This window comes from Phycicoccus elongatus Lp2 (genome assembly GCF_000367525.1).
Taxonomy (GTDB): domain Bacteria; phylum Actinomycetota; class Actinomycetes; order Actinomycetales; family Dermatophilaceae; genus Phycicoccus_A; species Phycicoccus_A elongatus.
This window is the reverse complement of record NZ_HF570956.1, coordinates 1,355,956-1,377,411: the sequence shown is the minus strand read 5'-3', so window position 1 is coordinate 1,377,411 and position 21,456 is coordinate 1,355,956. Positions and strand designations below refer to the sequence as shown.

The following is a 21,456-nucleotide window of genomic DNA, read 5'->3' as shown; positions in this document are numbered from 1 at the left end:
TCCACCGTATGCCGCCGAAGGGCTCACGTTCTGGGCCCCCGGTGTGATTCCATGGGCCAATGGGTGGCTATGCCGGGGGGCTGGCAACACTGCGAGCCAGCTGGGCGGCGATTCCACCGGGTGAGCGCATCCGGTTGGCCAAGCGCACGTCGAATCTCTTCCGCGCCCGGGAGCGTTCTGGTGTGCCTGGCCTGGACGTCTCCGGCCTGCGGGGGGTCTTCGCCGTCGACGTGGAGGCTCGCACCGCCGAGGTCGGGGGGATGTGCACGTACGAGGACCTGGTCGACGCGACCCTGCCCCACGGACTGGCGCCGCTCGTCGTGCCTCAACTCAAGACGATCACGCTGGGTGGGGCCGTGACGGGGCTGGGCATCGAGTCGACATCGTTCCGTGACGGGCTGCCCCACGAATCGGTCCTCGAGATGGACATCCTCACCGGCACCGGCGAGGTGATCACCTGCCGGCCGCAGGGAGAACACGCTGACCTCTTCCACGGCTTCGCGAACTCCTACGGTTCGCTCGGCTATGCCACGCGCCTGCTCATCGAACTCGCACCCGTGGCTCGCGCGGTCGCGCTGCGACACGTGCGCTTCGACGACCTGGAGTCCCTCGCCTCGACGCTCGAGCGGATCGTCGAGACGCAGGCACACGAGGGGGAGGAGGTCCACTACCTCGATGGTGTGGTCTTCTCGGCCACCGAGTCGTACCTCGTCCTGGGGCGTCAGACCGACGAGCCCGGCCCGACGAGCGACTACACCGGCATGAACATCTACTACCGCTCCATCCAGCATGACGGCTCCACCACGCAGCACGACCTCCTCACGATCAAGGACTACCTCTGGCGGTGGGACACCGACTGGTTCTGGTGCTCCCGCGCCTTCGGTGCCCAGAACCCCCGCATCCGGCGGTGGTGGCCAAAGCGGCTTCTCCGCAGCAGCTTCTACTGGAAACTGGTCGCGCTGGACCATCGTCACGCGATCGGGGACCGGATCGAGACCCGCCACGGACGACCACCGCGAGAGCGCGTGGTGCAGGACGTCGAGATTCCCGCGCGGCGCACGGTCGAGTTCCTGCGCTGGTTCCTCGACCATGTGCCGATCGAGCCGATCTGGTTGTGCCCATTGCGTCTTCGCAACATCTCCTCACCGCACCCCTGGCCGTTGTACCCGCTGCGTGCCGGAGAAACGTATGTCAATGTCGGCTTCTGGTCCTCGGTCGCGATCAGCCCCGGGCAGGCTCCGGACGCGGTCAACCGCCAGGTCGAGCAGGTCGTCGCCGACCTCGGGGGCCACAAGTCCCTGTACTCGGACAGCTTCTACGACCGCGCCACCTTCGACCGGCTCTACGGAGGTGCCGCCCTGCGCGACCTCAAGGACCGCTACGACCCCGACCGACGACTCCTGGACCTGCACGACAAGGCGGTGCGACGACAGTGACCCAACTCCACGGTCTCACGACCCCCGGCATCGGCGAACTCATCGACGAGGTGACCCGTGGCAGCCTCACGGTGGACTTCACCGCCTACGACGGCTCACGAGCCGGCCGCCCCGGGGCGGCCCGCGGTCTCCACCTGCGCAACGAGCGCGGCGCGGCATACCTCCTCACGGCCCCGGGAGACCTTGGCCTGGCGCGTGCCTACGTGTCGGGTGACCTCGTGCCGAGCGGGGTCCACCCCGGCGACCCCTATGAGCTGCTTCGGGACATGGCGGCCATGGAACTGCATCGCCCGACCCCCGCGCAGGCGCTCGCTCTGGCCCGTCGGCTGGGACGCAAGGGCCTGACGCCGCCCCCGCCGCCTCCCGAGGAGTCCGTTCCCCGCTGGCGACGGGTGGCCGAGGGGGTGCGCCACAACCTCACGCGGGATGCATCGGCGATCCAGCATCACTACGACGTCTCGAACCGTTTCTACGAACTCGTCCTGGGTCCCTCGATGACCTACACGTGCGCCTGCTACCCCCACGAGGGCGCGACCCTGGAGGAGGCGCAGGAGAACAAGTACCGCCTGGTCTTCGACAAGTTGCGACTCACCGAGGGGGACCGCCTGCTCGACATCGGGTGTGGGTGGGGCGGGATGGTCAGGTATGCCGCGCGCCGCGGGGTCCGCGTCCTGGGCGTCACCCTGTCGGGCGAGCAGGCGGCCTGGGCCCGTGCGGAGATCGAGCGCGAGGGGCTCTCGGATCTGGCCGAGGTGCGGCACGCGGACTACCGGTCGGTGACGGAGGACGCCTTCGACGCCGTGTCCTCCATCGGGTTGACCGAGCACATCGGGGTGCGCAACTACCCGGCCTACTTCCGCTTCATCCGGGACCGCCTTCGGGACGGCGGGCTGATGCTCAACCACTGCATCACCCGCCCGGACAATCGTCGGCTGGAAACTGGTGCCTTCATCGACCGCTATGTCTTCCCGGACGGTGAACTGACCGGCTCGGGCCGGATCATCACCGAGGCACAGGACGCCGGACTCGAGGTCCTGCACAGTGAGGACCTGCGACCTCACTACGCCCTCACGCTCGCCGCGTGGTGCGGCAACCTCGTCGAGAACTGGGATGCGTGCGTTGCCGACGTGGGGGAGGGCAAGGCCAGGGTGTGGGGCCTCTACATGGCCGGCTCGCGGCTGGGCTTCGAGACCGACGTCGTCCAGCTGCACCACGTCCTGGGCGTCAGGCCCGCACCGGACGGGACCCATGACCTCCCCTTGCGCCCGTGGTGGCACGCCTGATCGCTGGGATCATCCCCGCCAAACCCGGTCGTGGTCGGCGCGCCGGGGTCGTTACCCTTGGTCGTGCGCCGACCCGGCGCGCATCACCCATCCGGAGGAGCCATGCCGCCATGTCCGCACTGACCATCCACGTCGCCGGAGACGAGCGATCGGTGGACCAGGGGACGACCGCAGCCGACCTCTTCGGCGACGACCGCGCGGTCGTCGTGGCACGCGTCGACGGTGAGTTGTGGGACCTCGATCGAGTCCTGCCCGACGGTGCCGTCGTCGAACCGGTGCGGATCGACGAGCCCGACGGCCTCATGGTGTTGCGTCACTCGACCGCGCACGTGCTGGCCCAAGCGGTCCAGCAGGTCAACCCGGACGCCAAGTTGGGGATCGGACCGCCGATCCGCGACGGCTTCTACTACGACTTCGACGTCGAGAAGCCATTCACCCCCGAGGACCTGAAGAACCTCGACAAGGTGATGCAGAAGATCATCAACGAGGGTCAGACCTTCCACCGCCGCGAGGTGAGTGACGGCGAGGCCCTGCGCGAGCTGGCCAGTGAGCCCTACAAGTGCGAACTCGTCGGGCTGAAGTCCAACGCCGAGGACGCCGGCGAGGGCGCTTCAGCTGAGGTCGGGGAGGGTGGCCTGACCATCTATGACAACCTCCGCAAGGACGGCACCCGCGTCTGGGGCGACCTCTGCCGTGGACCGCACATCCCCAACACCAAACTCATCGGCAACGCCTACAAGGTGATGCGCTCGGCCGCCGCCTATTGGCGCGGCGACCAGGCCAATCAACAGCTCCAGCGGGTCTACGGAACCGCGTGGCCCACCAAGGCCGACCTCACGGCATACCTCGACCGGCTCGCCGAGGCCGAGAAGCGCGACCACCGCAAGCTCGGCGCCGAGCTCGACCTCTTCTCCTTCCCCGACGAGCTGGGCTCCGGGCTCGCGGTCTTCCACCCCAAGGGTGGAGTCATCAAGCGGGAGATGGAGGACTACGTGCGCCGCCGGCACCTCGAGGAAGGCTTCGAGTACGTCGGCACCCCCCACATCTCCAAGGACGGGCTCTTCCACACCTCCGGGCACCTGCCCTATTACGCGGACACGATGTTCCCGCCGATGGAGTTCGAGGGCGCGAACTACCGCCTCAAGGCGATGAACTGCCCGATGCACAACCTGATCTTCCGGTCGCGCGGGCGCTCCTATCGCGAGCTGCCTCTGCGACTCTTCGAGTTCGGTGGCGTCTACCGCTACGAGAAGTCCGGCGTGGTCCACGGCTTGACCCGGGTCCGGGGCATGACCCAGGACGACAGCCACTCCTACGTGACCCCGGAGCAGGCACCGGCGGAGATCAAGCACCTGCTGAACTTCTGTCTCGGCCTCTTCCGTGACTTCGGGCTCGACGACTTCTATCTCGAGCTGTCCACCCGCGATGACAAGCACAAGGACAAGTTCATCGGCAGCGAGGAGGACTGGGCGATCGCCACCGAGGTGTTGGAGAAGGCCTGCCTGGAGTCGGGCTTGGCGCTCGTGCCCGATCCCGGTGGGGCGGCGTTCTACGGGCCCAAGGTGTCGGTGCAGGCCAAGGATGCGATCGGTCGGACCTGGCAGTTGTCGACGATCCAGTACGACTTCAGCCAACCCAAGGGCTTCCAGTTGGAGTACACCGCGGCCGATGGCTCGCGTCAGCAGCCGGTGATGATCCACTCGGCGAAGTTCGGGTCGATCGAGCGTTTCATCGGAGTGCTCACCGAGCACTACGCGGGCGCGTTCCCGCCCTGGCTCTCGCCGGTGCAGGTGCTGGGGGTGCCCGTGGCCGAGGACTTCAACGACTACCTCTGGGATGTCCTGGCGCAGATGAAGAAGCAGGGCATCCGGGTCGAGCTCGACGAGTCCGACGATCGCTTCCCCAAGAAGATCCGCAATGCGAGCAAGGCCAAGGTGCCCTTCGTCCTCATCGCGGGGGAGGAGGACCGGAGCAACAACTCGGTGTCCTTCCGGTATCGCGACGGATCGCAGGAGAACGGCGTGCCGATCGACGCCGCGATCGCCAAGGTTCGGGCCGCCATCGACGAGAAGCGGCAGGTCAGCACTGCCTCCTGACGGTTGATGCCTGGGGCTCGCTGAGCCACATGCGGACCGTGGGCACCAGTCGTCACAGGACACGCCGACGACACGCCGGGCCTGCAGAATTGCTCGAGAAAGTTGGCCCGAAGGTGTTGCGCAGCAACGGTTCTGGCGACTAGAAATAACCCACTCGATCACTTCGGTGAACGAGGGATCGGAAGAACGGAAGCACCCACACCGAGCGGCTTGCCGCACGGAGCGCCTGGTGATGAAGGCGTAGGGAGCGGACAGCCTTCCGTGAGACGAGGAGCATCACGCCGAGTCGACCGAGGCCCCGGGAACTCATACTTCCCGGGGCCTCACCCTTTCCCCCTAGAGTCATGACCATGAGCGCGCCGACCGGTCACCCCGGCCTCGAGCCGGCAGGGAGTTTCGCCGGCACGGCCGACTCCTTCGAGCGGCTGTGGACTCCGCACCGGATGGCCTACATCGAGGGGGAGCGTCCGACGGCGGACGCGGGCGACGGCTGCCCTTTCTGTGCCGCCCCGACGCGCAGTGACCAGGACGGGCTGATCGTCCACCGAGGTCGGACCTGTTACGTGGTCATGAACCTCTTCCCGTACAACCCAGGTCACGTCCTGGTGTGTCCCTATCGGCACGTGTCGCTCTACGTCGACCTCACCGATGACGAGACCGCGGAGTTCACCCGGCTCACCAAGCAGGCGATCGGCGCCCTGTCCGAGGCGTCGGCGCCGATGGGCTTCAACATCGGGATGAACCAGGGTGAGGTCGCCGGCGCAGGCGTGGCGGCGCACCTGCACCAGCACGTCGTGCCCCGGTGGGGCGGCGACGCCAACTTCTTCCCCATCGTGGCCCAGACCAAGGCCCTGCCGGCCCTGCTGGAGGACACCAGGGCACGATTGGCCGCTGCGTGGCCCTCCTGAGGCGGACCCGCCGCCTCAGGAGTGCTTGCCGCCGGAAAGGTGCTCCTTGGCCAACCGGTCCGGCAACTGTTCGTATCCGCTGAGTTCGCGGGTGAATCGGCCCGTCCCGTGGGCGAGCGACCGCAGGGCGATGGCGTAGTCGAGCAGTTCGAGTTGGGGGATCGCGGCGGTCAGGGTGCTCCTTCCTTCCTCACCCTCGGCCGGCTCCGACCCCATGATGTGACCCCGTCGCGTGCTGGCGTCGGTCATGATGGCGCCGAGGAACTCGTCATCGACGGTCACCCGCACCGTGTCGATGGGCTCGAGCAGCGCCATTGTCGCGGCGGACGCCATCTCCTTGAGGGCCAACGCGGCCGCCGTCTGGAATGCCACATCACTGGAGTCGACCGAATGCGCCTTGCCGTCGGTCAGCGTGACCTTGGCGTCGACGACCGGCCACCCCGCGAGCAGGCCCTTGTCGAGCTGCGCGTGGGCGCCCTTCTCGACGGACTGGATGAACTGCCGTGGCACGGCGCCGCCGACGACCGTCTCGTGGAACTCGTTGCCGGTGCCTCGCGAGAGCGGCTCCATCGTCAGGTGGACGACCGCGAACTGGCCGTGCCCGCCGGACTGCTTGACGTGCCGCCCCTGGGCCTGGGCCGTGGCGATGGGGGTCTCCTTCATCGGGACGCGCACCGCCACCTTCTCGACAGAGACGTTGTAACGCTCCCTGAGCCGGGCCAGGACGAGGTCGAGGTGCGCCGGACCGGTGGTCCAGAGCACCACCTGACCGGTGCCGTGCTCGATCCGGAGGGAGGGGTCCTCGGCGGCCAGGTCACGGAAAGCCGCCGGCATCCGGTCCTCGTCGGCCCTGGTCACCGGGTGCACTGCTGTGGGCAGCAGGGCATCGGGCAGGGCCCAGGGAGTGACGAGGAGGGGACGATCCGGGTCCGAGATCGTGTCCGACGTCTGGGCACTCGACAATTTGGTGACCACGACGACCTCACCGGCTATTCCCTGGCCCTTGGGGAGCAACTCGCCGTCGAAGGGAGCGCCGACGGCGCCGGGGCGCACGTCCTCGTCGTGTCCGGCGTGGCCTTCACCGATCACTGCGGCGATCTCGTCGAGGTGACCGGAGACATGGACTGCGCGGTCGGAGCGAAGAGTCCCGGAGAAGATCCTGACCAGGGAGAGGTGCCCCATGTAGGGATCGCTTCGGGTGTGGACGACCTCGGCGACGAGTGGGCCGTCCGGGTCGGCAGTGACGGCGACCGGCGCCCCGCCGGAGACCGGCCTGACGGTCGGCAGCGGATGGAGGCCGGGGTGGGGGAAGGCCACGGCGATGAGATGGACGAGCACTCCGACACCGGCGCCGGTTTCCGCCGACACCGGCAGCACGGGATGGAAGGTTCCGGCCGCGACCGCCGTGAGGAGGTCCTTCTCGAGGACGTCGAAGGGCAACTCCTCGCCCTCGAGGTAACGGTCCATCAGGCCGTCGTCCTCGGACTCCTCGATGATCCCCTCGATCAGTCCACCCCGATAGGTGTCGAAGGCTGCGGCGTGCTCGGGGCCGGCCTGACGAACCAGACGATCACCGCCGTCGGCGTAGTCGTGGATCTCACCGAGGAGGAGGTCGGCGATCGAGGACACTGCGCCCACGCTCCCGGCCACCGGTATGCCGAGCGGCTGGACGCCGCTGCCGAAGTGGGCCTGGCAGTCGGCGAGGGTGGCCTGGAAGTCGGCGTCGCTCGCATCGAGCTGGGTGATCACGACGGCCCGGGGCATTCCCACCACGGAGCACTCGTGCCACAGGCCACGGGTGGTCGCGTCCACCCCGTCCGCCGCCGACACAACGAAAAGGGCCGCATCGGCGGCCCTCAGTCCTGCCCTGACCTCACCCACGAAGTCAGGGTTCCCGGGAGCATCCATGAGGGTGACCACCACGCCTTCGCGTTCGACGGTGGCGGCTCTCAGACCGACGTTCTGGTTTGCCCCCGCGCGCGGCGCCTTGCTGCCGGCGAGCGACCCCACGAGGTGCTCGAAGAGTCTGGACTTTCCGGCTCCGCTCGGCCCGACGAGCACGACGTTGCGGATCGACTCGACGCCGGAGGGGACAGGGACTCTCGGGGTGGTGACGGTGGTCATGACTGACACATTGCTCCCATATCGGCGCCTGCACAACCGCCTCCGGGCGGCGCGCCACGTGCCGTGCGCCACGTCGTCGGCGCGGTCGCAGATACCCTTGGGGCACCATGCTCAACCGATACGCGCGCGCCTTCTTCACCAAGGTCTTCACTCCCTTCGCCCGACTGCTCGTCCGACTCGGTGTCAGCCCCGATGTCGTGACAGTCGTGGGCACCCTCGGCGTCTGCTTCGGCGCGCTGTGGTTCTACCCCCGCGGCCAGTTGCTCGTCGGCACCCTGGTCATCACCGCGTTCGTCTTCTCCGACACGGTGGACGGTGTCATGGCGCGCCTGTCGGGGCGGAGCAGCACCTGGGGTGCCTACCTGGACTCGACGCTCGACCGGGTGGGCGATGCGGCCATCTTCGGTGGCCTGGTGCTCTGGTATGCCGGGGACGGCGACCAGACCGTGCTGGCCGGGCTCGCGCTGGCCTGCCTCATCCTGGGCAGCGTCGTCTCCTATGCCAAGGCCCGGGCAGAAGGACTGGGCATGACGGCCAACGTCGGCATCGCCGAGCGCGCCGACCCGCCTCGTGGCCGTGCTCGTCGTCACCGGGTTCGTCGGTCTCGGGCTGCCCCAGGTCGTCCTGGGTGTCGTCCTCGCCCTGCTCGCGGTGGCCAGCCTGGTCACCGTCTTCCAACGCATGCTCACAGTGCGGGCCCAAGCGCTGGCGTCCAGGGGATGAACCTGCTGGGGGGAGCGGGGGATCTGATCACCGCGGCTGGTTTCCGTGCGGCGTGGACGGGAGTCCGCTGGCTGCCCGAGCCCGCGGCATACGCCCTCTTCGACCGGATCGCCGACGTGACGGTTCTGCGTGGGGGAGCCCGACGCCTCGCGGCGAACTATCGCAAGGTCCGGCCCGACCTGACCGATGGCGAACTCCATGACCTCGTCCTCACCGGCATGCGGTCCTACCTGAGGTATTACGGCGAGGCCTTCCGCCTCCCGGTGCTGAGCCCGGAGGAACTCGCCGTGAGGGTCCGCACGGAGGGTGACGCGCCCGTGCGTGAGGTCATCGATGCGGGGGGATCGGCGATCTGCTTCCTCGGACACATGGGCAACTGGGATCTCGCCGGTGCCTGGGCCAGCGTGCACTGGACCGCCGTCACGACGGTCGCCGAGCGGCTGAAGCCCGAAGAGGTCTTCCGTGAGTTTCTCGAGTTTCGCGAGGGCCTGGGAATGACGATCCTGCCCCTGACAGGAGGACCGGCGCCCTTCCCGTTGCTTCGTGAGGCGGCGCGTCGACCGGGCTTGATCCCGCTGCTCGCCGACCGGGACCTCACGCACAGCGGCGTGGCCGTCGACTTCTGTGGCCATCGGGCCCGGATGGCCCCTGGGCCGGCGGCGCTGGCGTTGGTGGAGCAGCGACCGCTCTTCCCGGTCTCGATCCGACACGAGCGGCGTGGCCGCTCCTGGGGGATCGTCATCACCTTCCACGACGAGGTGGCCGTGCCGGCAACCGGGACGACTCGCGACCGCGTCGAGGCGATGACCCAGTCCTGCGCCGATGCACTCGCGGCGGCGATCACCGACAGCCCGCAGGACTGGCACATGCTCCAGCGCGTCTTCGAGGACGACCTCGATCTGGAGCGGATCGGGAGCGGCCACCGATGAGAATCGGCATGGTCTGCCCCTACTCCTTCGATGTGCCAGGCGGCGTCCAATTTCACGTCCGAGACCTCGCCGAGCACTTCCGCGCACAGGGTCACGATGTCCTGGTGCTCGCCCCCTCGGAGGAGGACGAGAGCCACCCCGCATGGTTCACCTCGTGCGGCCGGCCGGTCGCTGTGCCCTACAACGGCTCCGTGGCCCGGCTGACCTTCGGTCCGGTGACCTCGGCGCGGGTGGGCCGCTGGGTCGACGAGGGGGACTTCGACCTGCTCCACATCCACGAGCCCGTGACCCCCAGCGCATCGGTCCTGGCCCTTTGGGCGGCCAGGCTCCCGGTCGTCGCCACCTTCCACACCTCAACCCTGCGATCACGCGCCATGCACGCGGCGAACCCGCTGCTGCGCCCGTCGATGGAGAAGATCAACGCGCGTATCGCCGTCAGTGAGGCCGCTCGACAGACCGTGCTGACCCACCTGAAGGCCGACGCGTACGTGATCCCCAACGGCGTCGATGTCGCCGCCTTCGGGTCGGCCCGACGAGACCCCCGCTTCGTCGGCCGCCCGGGCCGACGCACGGTCGCTTTTCTGGGACGGATCGACGAACCTCGAAAAGGCCTGGCCATCCTGCTGGCCGCGCTCGCCGAACTCGACACGTCGGGGTCCGAGGTCCCCCACCTCTTCGTGGCCGGCCCCGGTGACGTCGCCGAAGCGGCCGATTCCGTGCCGGCTGCCCTCACCGATCGGGTCGAGTTCCTCGGCCTGGTGAGCGAGCCCGACAAGGCCGCCCTGCTCGCGTCGGTGGATGCCTACATCGCCCCGCACACCGGCGGCGAGAGTTTTGGGATCGTGCTGATCGAGGCCATGGCGGCCGGCGCACCCGTCATCGCCAGCGATCTCGAGGCCTTCTGCAGCGTGCTCGGCGACACCGGCGCAGGCGTGACCTTCCCGGTCTCCGAGCCGGCGGGTCTGGCGGAGCGACTGCGTCAGGTCCTCGGGGATGATGACCTGAGGGCGCGGATGTCCCGGGCCGGACGCGAGCGGGCCGGCGACTTCGACTGGGAGTCCGTTGCGGCACGGATCATGGCGGTCTACGAGACGGTCGTCGAGGGCGTCGAAGCGGCGCCGCTCGCGGCCGAGTCCACGGGGATCGTGGCGCGCGTCCGCCGACGTGCGCACAAGCTCGGCTTGGGCGGGGGTGACGCATGAGCGCTGAGAACGACCTGCTCGTCATCGCTCTGGTGGTGCTTGCGCTGCTCATCGCCTTGGGCTGGTACCTGTCCTACAGCGCGGCCCGGCTGGACCGTCTCCACGCCAAGGTCGAAGGGGCCATGTCGGTCCTGGACGCCCAATTGGTGCGCCGGGCCGAGGCCAGCCTGGAGCTCGCCACCAGCGGTGCCCTCGACCCGGCCTCATCGCTCTTCCTCGCGGACGCCGCATCGGGCGCCATTCGGAGGCGCACGGAGCATCCGATCGGGGACGACCCGCTCGACGGGCAGCACTTCGCCGGCCGCGAGGGCGTGGAGTCCGATCTGAGCTCGGCCCTGGCCACGGTGCTCAGCGATGACCAACAAGCAGTCCTGCGGGGCAATGACGGGGACCCGGTGGCTCTCGAGGCTCTGGAGCGGGTCGAGGCGTCCGCCCTGCGGGTGCAACTGGCCCGGCAGTTCCACAACGACGCCGTCGCCCAGGTCCGCAGGGTGCGGGCCAAGACGGTCGTGCGGGTCTTCCGGCTCGCCGGGCATGCCGCGCTACCCGACCTGGTCGACTTCGACGACCGCCTTCCCGGGGCAGGCGCCTGACCCGCTGGGGGGCCCGACGGCATACCGCAGCGGCAGGGGTGGTCAGCGTGCCGTCGCAGCGGACCTAGACTTCGAGAAACCCGCGCAACCACCGGCAAGGACCCCGATGAACGAGAACACGACCACGACCGGCACCGGCACCACCCGCGTCAAGCGAGGAATGGCCGAGATGCTCAAGGGCGGCGTCATCATGGATGTCGTCACCCCGGAGCAGGCAAAGATCGCCGAGGACGCCGGCGCCGTTGCCGTCATGGCTCTCGAGCGGGTGCCGGCCGACATCCGCGCCCAGGGCGGAGTCTCGAGGATGAGCGACCCGGACATGATCGACGGGATCATCAACACTGTGTCCATTCCGGTCATGGCCAAGGCCCGGATCGGACACTTCGTCGAGGCGCAGGTCCTGCAGAGCCTGGGTGTGGACTACATCGACGAGTCCGAGGTGCTCACCCCGGCCGACTACGCCAACCACATCGACAAGTGGGCCTTCACGGTCCCGTTCGTCTGCGGTGCCACCAACCTCGGTGAGGCGCTGCGCCGGATCACCGAAGGCGCGGCCATGATCCGCTCCAAGGGTGAGGCGGGCACCGGTGACGTCTCGAACGCGACGACCCACATGCGCCAGATCCGCCAGGAGATCCGCCGCCTCCAGAACCTCCCCGAGGACGAGCTCTACGTCGCCGCCAAGGAACTGCAGGCTCCCTATGACCTGGTCAAGGAGGTCGCGGAGGCCGGGAAGCTCCCTGTCGTGCTCTTCACCGCCGGAGGCATCGCCACCCCGGCCGATGCGGCCATGATGATGCAGCTGGGTGCGGAGGGAGTTTTCGTCGGCTCGGGGATCTTCAAGTCCGGCAACCCCGCGCAGCGCGCTGAGGCCATCGTCAAGGCGACGACGTTCTACGACGACCCCGACGTGATCGCCAAGGTCTCCCGGGGGCTCGGCGAGGCCATGGTCGGCCTCAACGTCGACGAGATCCCGCAGCCACACCGGCTCGCCGAGCGCGGTTGGTGAGCGCCGGAGCGGGTACTCCGGTGAGTCCCGCGGCCTAGGCTTGGCGCATGGTCTCCTGGTTCGTCGTCATCGCCCTCGCGATCCTCGCGGCGATCGCCTTCGTCGGCGTCGTCGCCCTCGTCCTGTGGGCGACCGGCCGGCTCAAGAGTGGGTCCGGGAGCAGCACGTCCGGTCACCGCGGTAGCCCCACCTGATCCGGTGGCCGAGTGGGGTGACACGGCAAACCCGCTGACGACCGACCGGCTCGTCGTGCGGGTGATGCGTCCGCACGACATCCCCACGTTCGCCGCCTACCGCAACGACCCCGACGTGGCTCGCCACCAGTTGTGGGATCTGCCCTACACGGACGACGACGCGCACGGAGACCTCGACGACCAAGCGGACCGCTCCGATGTCGTCGCCGGGCGCTGGACGCAATTGGCGATCGAGCACGACGGGGAGGTCATCGGCGACGTCGCCCTCCACCTCGATGCCACCGGCAAGGTCGCCGAGATCGGCTTCACCTTGGCGCGTGAGCACTGGGGGCACGGATATGCCACCGAGGCGGCCGGCGCGGTGCTGGCCGACCTCGTCGACCGGGTCGGGGTGATCCGCGTCATCGGAGAGCTCGACCCGCCGAACACGGCCTCCGCCCGAGTGCTGGAGCGGATCGGGCTGCGGCACGAGGTGACGACGAAGAAGTCCTTCTTCTGGCGGGGCGAATGGACGGACAACACGACCTATTCGACCACGGCCGAGGACTGGTGCGAGTGGCGGCGCCTGCAGGCGACCCCGGTCGACGAGGTCGAGCTCGTCGAGATCACGTCCGAGAACCAGGAGGCCTACGCCGGCCTGGCTGCCCACGAGGGCCAACGGCGGCTCGTCGCGCCGATGCTCGGCAACTACGGCGATGCGCTCTTCCCGCCGGAGGAGCAGTGCGTCCCGCTCGTCCCGGTGCTCCGGGGCATCGCCGCGGACACGGAACCCGCGGGTTTCCTCATGTATGCCGCGGCCAACGAGACCGTTCCCGAGCCCTACCTCTGGCGGTTGCTCGTCGATGCCAAGCACCAAGGACGCGGGATCGGCCGGATGGCGCTCGACCTGCTGGCGACGGCCCTGGCTTCCGAGGGGCATCGTGTCCTGATGGTCTCCTTCGTCGACGACCGCGGCGGTCCGAAGGAGTTCTACCTCCGCAGCGGTTTCGAACTGACCGGCACGATGAACGGCGACGAGGTCGAGGCGCGCCGCCGACTCAAGTGACCGCCCCGCGCACCGAGAACTCGGGGCGCGCGAACTCGCGTGTCCCCAGCACCTCGCGCAGGTGCTCCGCTGCCCGCAGCACGTCGGCGTGGGTCAGGTACAGCGGCGCGAAACCGAGTCGGATGATGTCCGGTTCGCGGAAGTCGCCGATGACGCGGCGGGCGATGAGGGCCTGCACGACGGCATACGCGTGGGGGTGCCTCAGGCTGACCTGGGAGCCGCGTCGCGCGTCGTCACGCGGCGAGGCGACGACGATGCCGGGGACAAGGGCGTCGACGCACTCGAGGAAGAACCCGGTCAGCGCCAGGGACCGCCGCCGGCGGACGCCGGCCATTCCGACGCCGTCGAACGCCTTGAGCGCGGCCTCCAGGGCAAGGACGCCGAGCACGGGGGGAGTGCCCACCCGGGCGCGCTCGATCGTGGGGGCCGGTGCATAGTCGGGCGACATCGCGAAAGGCTCGGCGTGACCGTTCCACCCGGTCAGTGGCTGGTCGAACGACGAGATGTGCTGTGCCGCAACGTGGATGAACGCCGGCGCGCCGGGCCCGCCGTTGAGGTACTTGTAGCCGCAGCCCACCGCGAAGTCGGCGTCATGGCCGTCCAGGCCGACTTCCATGGCACCTGCGCTGTGGCAGAGGTCCCAGCAGACCAAGGCCCCGACGTCGTGGGCCGCGCGCGTGATCGCGGGCAGGTCCCACAGCTCACCGGTGCGGTAGTCCACCGAGCTGTAGGCCGCCAGCGCCATCCGGTCGCCCAGCTCGGCGATTCGCGCCGGCGCGTCGGCTGGGGAGACCCGTTCGACGACCAGCCCGGCGACCCGTGCCGCACCCTCGGCGATGTGGACGTCGGTGGGGAAGGAGTCGCCGTCGGTGAGGAGGATGTCCCGGCCGGGCCGCATCCGGGCCGCGGCGACGACGACCTTGAAGAGGTTCACGCTCGTCGAGTCGGCCACGAGGACCTGGCCCGGTGCGGACCCCACGAGGGCACCGATCCGATCGCCCACCCGCGCCGACGCACCCCACCAGTCGGCGGTGTTCCAGCTCGCGATGAGGTCGTTGCCCCACTGCCGGGTGACTGCGTCAGCGACCGCCTCCGCCACGCCGACCGGGAGTGCGCCCAGTGAGTTGCCGTCGAGGTAGGTCGTGCCCGCCGGCAACCGGAACCGGCCGCGGAGATCGGTGTCATGGTGCTCCTCGTCGAGGGAGCGAGCGCGGGCAGCGAGGGCGTCATCGACCATGACTGGACGGTATTGCATCGAAGGTCGGGCCCCGACCTCGATACCCTCGACGGGTGGACCCCTCCCCGCTGCCCGCCCGTTGGGCCACCGACCTCACCGTGCTGGAGGCGAGTGGGTCGCACGTCGAGCGCCACGACGACCACCTCGTCGTCCGGACCCCCCGCAACCCCGGTTACCACTGGGGGAACTTCGTCCTCGTCACCGACCCCAGTGCCAGCGACGACGCAGCCCGCTGGCTGGCCCGCCACGCCGATGTCTTTGCCGAGGCGGACTGGGTGAGCATCGGCCTCGTGGGCGCCCCGACGCCGAGCGCCTGGGACGGTCACGGTGTCGAGCTCGAGGAGGACGAGTCCCTCGCCATGGCCGGTCTCCCGCGTCTGGCGCCCTGCCCGCAGGGGTATGCCGTCCGCCCGCTCACCACGGACGCCGACTGGGGGGCCCGCATCGCGGTCGAGCTCGCGGAGAACGAGGAGAGCGGGGAGTACGAAGCGAGCAGCCACGAGCGCTTCGTCAGGGCCCGGACCGACATCCAGCGCGAGGTCGTTGCGGCCGGTGGGGCGCTCTTCGTCGGCGCCTTCGACGGCGACGGGCGGCTCGCCGCGGACCTGGGGATCGTCGTCGGTGACGGTCTGGCGAGGTACCAGGACGTCGGCACCCGCCCGGAGCACCGGCGCCGAGGCCTCGCGGCCCACCTGCTCGGTGTCGCAGCGCAGTGGGCGGCGACCCAGGGGGTCACGCGCTTCGTCATCGTCACGGGGGTCGACAATCCTGCCGGCCGCGTCTACCGGGGCGTGGGCTTCGAGCCGGACCGCCCGACGTGGACGGTCTACCGGCGCCCACTACTGGCTGGCTGAAGGGCACTGCGCGCCGCGCACGAGGCGATTCCCAGCCAGGTGTGGTGGTTGCGCCACCAGCACCAGCCGACCTTTGGTGCGCCCTTGCGCTCCCGGCCGTCGCGGCCGGTGCCGTTGCTGATCCACAGCGCCGGCGTGCGCGCGTCGAACGTCCCGTTCGCCCGCTGCTTTCGCGACCCGATCGTCATGTAGCAGTGGTTGCGCTCCAGCACCCCGTCGTCCTGGATCGCCCAATGGAGGCCCTCGACGAGGGTCAGTGGCGACCGCCCTCGTTCCTCGATGACCGGCACCGCGTCGGCCGGTCGGACGCTCGCGAACTCGTCTCCACGGTCGAGCCCGCGTACCACGTACGGCCCTCCCGGCATCGCCATCGTCGGCACGAACTCGTCGACGTCGGTCATGTCCTCGACGACGAAGCCGGGCCGCCCGCCGAGCCCGAGGAGTGGGGCAAGCACGGACGCCGGTGCGGGGAGGACGACGAGGTCGCCATCGGCTGCCCCACCGGCCAGGGCGAGCACCGCCTGCGGGTCGACTCCCGCCACGTCGGCGATCCCGAGGTCGATGAGTCGTCGGGCCTGGTCAGCAGCTGGGGGGAGCGGCACCGGGGTGGTGTCCTTTCGTCGGGAGCGGGTGTCAACGACCGGCGGCGACGGGAGGTTCCCGCGCGGCATACCCTCTGATGTCGTGAGCCTGACCGAACGCACCCGCACGCGCCTGGACCACACGCTGGCCTCCGCCCAGCGCGAGGGGGGTACCCCCTCGATGGTCGCCGGCGTCGTGCGTGGCGGAGAGCTCGTCTGGTCCGGGGCCGCCGGGACCCTCGACGGCCGCGCCACCGGACCCGTGCCGGGCGAGGACGTGCAGTACCGCATGGGCTCGATCATGGACGGCTACTTCGCCGGCGAGCCCCTGCACGTCGCCGACGGGACGCCCTCGCACCTCGACCTCGCGTCGTTCCGCTTCTCCCGCACCCCGTATGCCGTGGACGCCGACATCCCCGGTGGCGTCGACGAGGGCGGCTGGCCGTGAGCGGCATGCCGGTCATCGGCGTCCTCGCCGTCCAGGGCGACGTGCGCGAGCACGTCCGTGCGCTGGAGTCCGCGGGTGCGGCCACCCGGGCCATCCGTCGCCCCCGTGAGCTGGAGGAGATCGACGGCCTGGTCATCCCCGGCGGCGAGTCCACCGTCATGGACAAGCTCGTGCGCGCCTTCGAGCTGCGGGACCCGCTGGTCACGGCCATCCGGGACGGGCTCCCGGTCTACGGCTCCTGTGCCGGGATGATCATGCTCGCGGACCGGATCACTGATGGCACGAGCGACCAGCAGACGCTCGGCGGTCTCGACATCACGGTGCGGCGCAACGCCTTCGGGCGCCAGGTCGACTCATACGAGGAGGACCTGCACATCCGGCAACTCGGTCCCCAGCCGGTTCGTGCGGTCTTCATCCGCGCGCCCTGGGTCGAGCAGTGGGGGAGTGAGGTCGAGGTGCTCGCGTCCGTCCGTCCCCTGGGTCGCGAGCATCCTGTGGCGGTGCGGCAGGGCAACCTGCTCGCCACCTCGTTCCATCCCGAGGTGACCGGCGACCACCGCTTCCACTCCCACTTCGTGGCGACCGTCCGGGGCACCGTGGTGGCGTGAGTGATCTGTTCGTCGGCCTCCGCGCTCCTCGCGGGTGGGGGCTCGACCGCTCTGAACCGATGGCGTCCGGGGGCGTGGCGCGGTCAGCTCCCCTCGTGCCCGGCCAGGTGCCGGCGCAGCCCCGCCTCGCCCGAGCTCATCATCGCGGCGTGGTTCCACCGCATGAGCGGGTCGAGTGCCCGGGGAAGTCTCCGCAGCACCGGGGTGCGCACGTCGCAGGCCTGGTCGTAGTCGGCACGGCCGTCGCGCACGACCCACTGCGCCCAGCCGGCCAGGTCCCCGGCCAGGTCGACCCGCAGGATCCCCGAGGGCCGGTCCTCCACGGTTCGGGTGATGACCAGGTCCAGGGTCCACGGCAGCACCGAGCGGATCGACACGCGACCGGCGTCCGCCGACAGCCGGGCGACGCCGCACACCTCCGGCCACCACGCGGCATACGCGTCGACGTCGGCGAGGGTGTCGAAGAGTGTCGCCGCGCCGGCCGGCGCCCCGCCAGGTGGTCGCGAAACGGAAGCGGTGCGCCATGCGACGACGGTATGCCGCTCTGCGCACGAGGTGCCGGGCAGGCCGGGGTTAGGATGCTCGGCGATCGAGAACCGAGAACCACGAGCAGGAGACCGACGTGTCCGGCCACTCCAAATGGGCGACCACCAAGCACAAGAAGGCCGCCATCGACGCCAAGCGGGGCAAGCTCTTCGCCAAGCTGATCAAGAACATCGAGGTCGCGGCCAAGCAGGGCGGTGGTGACCCCGGGGGCAACCCGACCCTCTACGACGCGATCCAGAAGGCGAAGAAGTCCTCGGTCCCCAATGACAACATCGACCGCGCCGTCAAGCGCGGCTCCGGTGCCGAGGCCGGCGGAAGCGACTGGCAGAACATCACCTATGAGGGCTACGCGCCCGGGGGTGTCGCCCTCCTCATCGAGTGCCTGACCGACAACCGCAACCGGGCGGCAGCCGAGGTTCGCACCGCGCTGTCGCGCAACGGCGGCAACCTCGCGGATCCCGGCTCGGTCGCCTACGTCTTCGACCGCAAGGGCGTCGTCATCATCCCCAAGGGTGACCGCAGCGAGGACGACATCCTCGAGATCGTCCTCGACGCGGGTGCCGAGGAGGTCAACGACAACGGTGACTCCTGGGAGATCGTCTCCGAGGCCACCGACTTCGTCTCGGTCCGCAAGGCGGTCCAGGAGGCCGGTGTCGACTACGACTCGGCCGAGGCCTCGTGGGTGCCGAACCTGCAGGTGCCGCTCGACCTCGAGGGCGCCAAGAAGATGATCCGCGTCATCGAGGCCCTCGAGGACTCCGATGACGTCCAGGACGTCTTCGCCAACGGCGACATCCCCGACGAGGTGCTGGCAGCGCTCGACGAGGAGTGAACTGCCTCCGCGCGTGTCGCGGAGGTGACGCGTGGGGCACGCGGGGTAGCGTGGGTGATCGAACATCTGTTCACCCCAGCGGTATGCCGTTGGGGCCGCCTCGCCGGACCAAGGAGACCTCGTGCGCGTGCTCGGTGTCGACCCCGGTCTCACCCGGTGTGGGCTCGGTGTCGTCGAGGGCCGCGCCGGACGAGCCACCATGGTCGCCGTGGGTGTGGTGCGCACGCCGAGCGCCGCAGCGACCGGCGAGCGGCTGGTCTACCTCGAGCAAGAACTCGAGACCTGGCTGGACCGGTTCGCCCCGGACGTCGTGGCGATCGAGCGAGTATTCGCCGACGTCAATGTCGCCTCGGTCATGACCACCGCCCACGCCTCCGCGATCGCCATGCTGGCCGCCACCAAACGCGGTCTTCCCGTGCACCTGCACACCCCCACGGAGGTCAAGGCCGCGGTCACCGGTTCCGGCCGTGCGGACAAGGCCCAGGTCGCCACCATGGTGACGCGTATCCTCGCCCTCGACACCGCGCCCAAGCCGGCCGACGCTGCTGATGCCCTGGCATTGGCGATCTGTCATCTGTGGCGTGGCCAGGCCGAGAACCGCCTGACCGCGCTGGCAGCGGGGAGCCGGCGATGATCGCCAGTGTGACCGGCACCATCGGGCAGGCCGGTCTCGATCGCGTGACCGTCGTCGTCGGCGGGGTCGGGCTGCTCGTCCACACCACCCCTGCGGCGGCCGCGGCGAGCCATCGCGGGGATGAGGTGACGCTGGCGACCAGTCTGGTCGTCCGTGAGGACTCGCTGACCCTCTTCGGATTCCTGACGACTGACGAACGTGACATGTTCGAGACGGTGCAGTCCGTCTCCGGCGTCGGCCCACGGATTGCTCTGGCCATGCTCTCGGTCATGGGGCCGGACGATCTGGCCGCTGCCCTCTCGGCCGGTGACACCAAGGCCCTGACAACGGTCCCGGGGATCGGCGTGAAATCCGCACAACGCCTCGTCCTGGAACTCAAGGACAAGGTGGCAGGTATGCCGCGGGCCACCACCGCGACCACGCCGGGGTCCGCGGCTGTCACCACCGACGGCTGGCGCGACCAGGTCGCCGAGGCGCTGGTCGGGCTGGGCTGGAACGCCAAGCAGGCCGGCGATGCCGTCGAGCGGGTCGCGGTGACCGCCCCCGCAGACGCTGAGATCGCGGCATACCTGCGTCTTGCCCTCCGAGAGTTGCGGCGATGACCGAGGGCTTTCGCAGCGAGATCCGCGAGTCCGACGGTTCGCTCGAGGCGACAGCACGCGTCGTCGATGCGGGCGGGGACGACGACGAACGCATCGTCGAGGCGGCGCTGCGGCCCAAGCGGTTGGCCGAGTTCCCCGGCCAACCCCGTGTCCGTGACCAGTTGGGATTGGTCCTCCGGGCAGCCAAGCAGCGAGGCAGCACTCCTGATCACGTGCTGCTCTCCGGACCTCCGGGACTGGGCAAGACGACGTTGGCGATGATCGTCGCAGCCGAGATCGAGCGGCCGATCCGAGTGACGAGTGGGCCAGCGATTCAGCACGCCGGTGACCTTGCCGCCGTACTGTCCAGTCTCGACGAGGGCGAGGTGCTCTTCCTCGACGAGATCCACCGGATGAGTCGAGCAGCCGAGGAAATGCTCTACCTGGCGATGGAGGACTTCCGCGTCGACGTCATCGTCGGCAAGGGCCCGGGGGCCACCGCCATTCCGCTCGAATTGCCCCCCTTCACGGTCGTCGGCGCGACGACGCGTGCCGGCCTGCTGCCGGCCCCGCTGCGCGATCGCTTCGGCTTCACCGGGCACCTCGACTACTACGATGCCGCCGACCTCGAGACGATCCTGCATCGTTCGGCACGTCTGCTCGGTGTCGACGCGGACGGGGAGGGCATCGCCGAGATCGCCGGGCGCAGTCGCGGCACCCCTCGGATCGCCAACCGCTTGCTGCGCAGGGTGCGGGACTGGGCGCAGGTGCACGGATCCGGCCGCGTGGACCAGGTTGCCGCGCTCGCTGCGCTGCGCCTCTTCGATGTGGACGCGGCCGGTCTGGACCGGCTCGACCGTGCCGTGCTCGAGGCCCTCTGCCGACGCTTCGCGGGCGGCCCGGTCGGACTCTCCACCCTCGCCGTCGCCGTGGGGGAGGAGACCGACACCGTCGAGACGGTGGCCGAGCCCTATCTGGTGAGGGAGGGCTTCATGGTCCGCACACCCCGGGGCCGAGCAGCCACTCGTCGGGCCTGGGAGCACCTGAACCTCACACCTCCGGTCGGCTCGACGACCCAGGACGTGCTGCCGCTGGACGACGGGCCGGGGCGCCTGGGCTCGGCCACCGACTGACGGCACCACGGACCCGGCTCGGTGGTGTTCCGGGCGCGTCCCATTGGGAGGGCTCGTGCGCCTCGCTTACGATGGACCGACGGCCCGGCGTGCCCGGGCCGCTCCCGCGTCCCCGTCGGGGACCGCGCGCACGACGTGAAGGGCCTTCTCGATGTCTTCTGGTGCCGGCACCGGCAACCTGCTGTTGCTCCTCCTTCCCCTGCTGCTGCTCGGCTTTCTCATGTGGACCCAGCGCAAGCGCTCGCGTGACATGCAGGCGATCAACGCCTCGCTCACGGTGGGCGACGAGGTCATGACCAGTTCGGGTCTCTACGGCCGCATCGTCGCCCTCGACGACTCGATCGCGACCCTCGAGGTCGCCCCCGGCGTCAACGTCCGCTACGACCGGCGCGCCGTGACGCGGCCACCGGCGACGCCCTCTGGTCCGGCGAGCACCGCACCCGACGCGGAGAGCTGAGTC

22 protein-coding genes and 1 pseudogene are annotated in these 21,456 nt (G+C 69.6%); 19 read left to right on the top strand and 4 right to left on the bottom strand.

Annotated elements, in window-relative coordinates:
• Positions 1 to 59 precede the first annotated feature (59 nt).
• The 4 genes from BN10_RS06515 (at position 60) to BN10_RS06500 (ending at position 5,723) form a co-directional block, all read left to right on the top strand.
• Positions 60 to 1,436 carry an FAD-binding oxidoreductase gene (locus BN10_RS06515; RefSeq protein ID WP_010850409.1) on the top strand — a complete coding sequence of 459 codons (1,377 nt, stop codon included), beginning with the start codon at positions 60 to 62 and terminating at the stop codon, positions 1,434 to 1,436.
• Complete coding sequence (locus tag BN10_RS06510) at positions 1,433 to 2,719, top strand: SAM-dependent methyltransferase (protein WP_010850408.1); 1,287 nt, start codon at positions 1,433 to 1,435, stop codon at positions 2,717 to 2,719. Before BN10_RS06515 ends, BN10_RS06510 begins: the two co-directional genes overlap by 4 nt.
• A 110-nt stretch (positions 2,720 to 2,829) precedes the next feature.
• Positions 2,830 to 4,815 (top strand): threonine--tRNA ligase, encoded by a 1,986-nt coding sequence (gene thrS, locus BN10_RS06505; RefSeq protein ID WP_010850407.1) that lies wholly within the window; start codon positions 2,830 to 2,832, stop codon positions 4,813 to 4,815.
• A 350-nt stretch (positions 4,816 to 5,165) separates the two neighbouring features.
• The gene (locus tag BN10_RS06500) at positions 5,166 to 5,723 is read left to right on the top strand and encodes an HIT family protein (RefSeq protein ID WP_010850405.1); all 558 of its coding nucleotides are present in this window, start codon (positions 5,166 to 5,168) and stop codon (positions 5,721 to 5,723) included.
• Between the two features lie 15 nt (positions 5,724 to 5,738).
• Here BN10_RS06500 and BN10_RS06495 read toward each other — a convergent pair whose 3' ends face one another.
• Positions 5,739 to 7,847, bottom strand: a complete 2,109-nt coding sequence (locus tag BN10_RS06495) for an elongation factor G (protein ID WP_010850404.1) — start codon at positions 7,845 to 7,847, stop codon at positions 5,739 to 5,741.
• A 107-nt stretch (positions 7,848 to 7,954) separates the two neighbouring features.
• Between BN10_RS06495 and pgsA the strand changes: the two are divergent.
• From pgsA to BN10_RS15645, 7 genes and pseudogenes are all read left to right on the top strand, one after another.
• Positions 7,955 to 8,570: pseudogene (pgsA, locus tag BN10_RS16255) on the top strand (phosphatidylinositol phosphate synthase).
• Positions 8,567 to 9,499, top strand: coding sequence for a phosphatidylinositol mannoside acyltransferase (locus BN10_RS06490; RefSeq protein WP_040752772.1), 933 nt, complete (start codon positions 8,567 to 8,569; stop codon positions 9,497 to 9,499). Before pgsA ends, BN10_RS06490 begins: the two are co-directional and overlap by 4 nt.
• A complete protein-coding gene (locus BN10_RS06485; RefSeq protein WP_010850402.1) occupies positions 9,496 to 10,701 on the top strand; it encodes a glycosyltransferase family 4 protein in 1,206 nt (401 codons plus the stop codon). Before BN10_RS06490 ends, BN10_RS06485 begins: the two co-directional genes overlap by 4 nt.
• Positions 10,698 to 11,294, top strand: coding sequence for a hypothetical protein (locus tag BN10_RS06480; protein WP_010850401.1), 597 nt, complete (start codon positions 10,698 to 10,700; stop codon positions 11,292 to 11,294). Before BN10_RS06485 ends, BN10_RS06480 begins: the two co-directional genes overlap by 4 nt.
• Positions 11,295 to 11,400: 106 nt before the next feature.
• The gene (gene pdxS, locus BN10_RS06475) at positions 11,401 to 12,303 is read left to right on the top strand and encodes a pyridoxal 5'-phosphate synthase lyase subunit PdxS (protein WP_010850400.1); all 903 of its coding nucleotides are present in this window, start codon (positions 11,401 to 11,403) and stop codon (positions 12,301 to 12,303) included.
• A gap of 47 nt (positions 12,304 to 12,350) precedes the next feature.
• Complete coding sequence (locus tag BN10_RS16785; protein WP_010850399.1) at positions 12,351 to 12,497, top strand: hypothetical protein; 147 nt, start codon at positions 12,351 to 12,353, stop codon at positions 12,495 to 12,497.
• Positions 12,498 to 12,501: 4 nt separating this feature from the next.
• Entirely contained in the window at positions 12,502 to 13,542 is a 1,041-nt protein-coding gene (locus tag BN10_RS15645) for a GNAT family N-acetyltransferase (RefSeq protein ID WP_051369636.1), read from the top strand.
• Here the strand turns inward: BN10_RS15645 and kynU are convergent.
• The gene (gene kynU / locus BN10_RS06465) at positions 13,535 to 14,779 is read right to left on the bottom strand and encodes a kynureninase (protein WP_010850397.1); all 1,245 of its coding nucleotides are present in this window, start codon (positions 14,777 to 14,779) and stop codon (positions 13,535 to 13,537) included. The genes BN10_RS15645 and kynU overlap by 8 nt on opposite strands.
• A 53-nt stretch (positions 14,780 to 14,832) precedes the next feature.
• On the opposite strand from kynU, the gene BN10_RS06460 reads away from it, so the two are divergent.
• Positions 14,833 to 15,633, top strand: a complete 801-nt coding sequence (locus BN10_RS06460; RefSeq protein ID WP_010850396.1) for a GNAT family N-acetyltransferase — start codon at positions 14,833 to 14,835, stop codon at positions 15,631 to 15,633.
• Here the strand turns inward: BN10_RS06460 and BN10_RS06455 are convergent.
• Positions 15,606 to 16,235, bottom strand: coding sequence for a DUF5701 family protein (locus tag BN10_RS06455; protein ID WP_010850395.1), 630 nt, complete (start codon positions 16,233 to 16,235; stop codon positions 15,606 to 15,608). The genes BN10_RS06460 and BN10_RS06455 overlap by 28 nt on opposite strands.
• Positions 16,236 to 16,317: 82 nt before the next feature.
• Here BN10_RS06455 and BN10_RS17280 point away from each other — a divergent pair, with 82 nt between their 5' ends.
• Both BN10_RS17280 and pdxT read left to right on the top strand, forming a co-directional pair.
• Entirely contained in the window at positions 16,318 to 16,662 is a 345-nt protein-coding gene (locus BN10_RS17280) for a DUF7586 domain-containing protein (protein ID WP_040751009.1), read from the top strand.
• A 5-nt stretch (positions 16,663 to 16,667) separates the two neighbouring features.
• Positions 16,668 to 17,270, top strand: a complete 603-nt coding sequence (gene pdxT, locus BN10_RS06445; protein ID WP_040752764.1) for a pyridoxal 5'-phosphate synthase glutaminase subunit PdxT — start codon at positions 16,668 to 16,670, stop codon at positions 17,268 to 17,270.
• A gap of 83 nt (positions 17,271 to 17,353) precedes the next feature.
• Here pdxT and BN10_RS06440 read toward each other — a convergent pair whose 3' ends face one another.
• Positions 17,354 to 17,647 carry an SRPBCC family protein gene (locus BN10_RS06440; RefSeq protein WP_198014019.1) on the bottom strand — a complete coding sequence of 98 codons (294 nt, stop codon included), beginning with the start codon at positions 17,645 to 17,647 and terminating at the stop codon, positions 17,354 to 17,356.
• Positions 17,648 to 17,892: 245 nt separating this feature from the next.
• Between BN10_RS06440 and BN10_RS06435 the strand changes: the two genes are divergently transcribed.
• From BN10_RS06435 to yajC, 5 genes are all read left to right on the top strand, one after another.
• On the top strand, positions 17,893 to 18,648 hold the full coding sequence (locus tag BN10_RS06435) for a YebC/PmpR family DNA-binding transcriptional regulator (protein ID WP_010850391.1): 756 nt from the start codon (positions 17,893 to 17,895) through the stop codon (positions 18,646 to 18,648).
• A gap of 121 nt (positions 18,649 to 18,769) precedes the next feature.
• Complete coding sequence (gene ruvC / locus BN10_RS06430) at positions 18,770 to 19,282, top strand: crossover junction endodeoxyribonuclease RuvC (protein ID WP_010850390.1); 513 nt, start codon at positions 18,770 to 18,772, stop codon at positions 19,280 to 19,282.
• On the top strand, positions 19,279 to 19,884 hold the full coding sequence (ruvA, locus tag BN10_RS06425; RefSeq protein ID WP_010850389.1) for a Holliday junction branch migration protein RuvA: 606 nt from the start codon (positions 19,279 to 19,281) through the stop codon (positions 19,882 to 19,884). The genes ruvC and ruvA overlap by 4 nt, the downstream gene beginning before the upstream one ends.
• Positions 19,881 to 20,996 (top strand): Holliday junction branch migration DNA helicase RuvB, encoded by a 1,116-nt coding sequence (gene ruvB, locus BN10_RS06420; RefSeq protein WP_010850388.1) that lies wholly within the window; start codon positions 19,881 to 19,883, stop codon positions 20,994 to 20,996. The genes ruvA and ruvB overlap by 4 nt, the downstream gene beginning before the upstream one ends.
• 151 nt (positions 20,997 to 21,147) lie before the next feature.
• Positions 21,148 to 21,453, top strand: a complete 306-nt coding sequence (gene yajC, locus BN10_RS06415; protein WP_010850387.1) for a preprotein translocase subunit YajC — start codon at positions 21,148 to 21,150, stop codon at positions 21,451 to 21,453.
• The last annotated feature ends 3 nt before the right edge of the window (positions 21,454 to 21,456 follow it).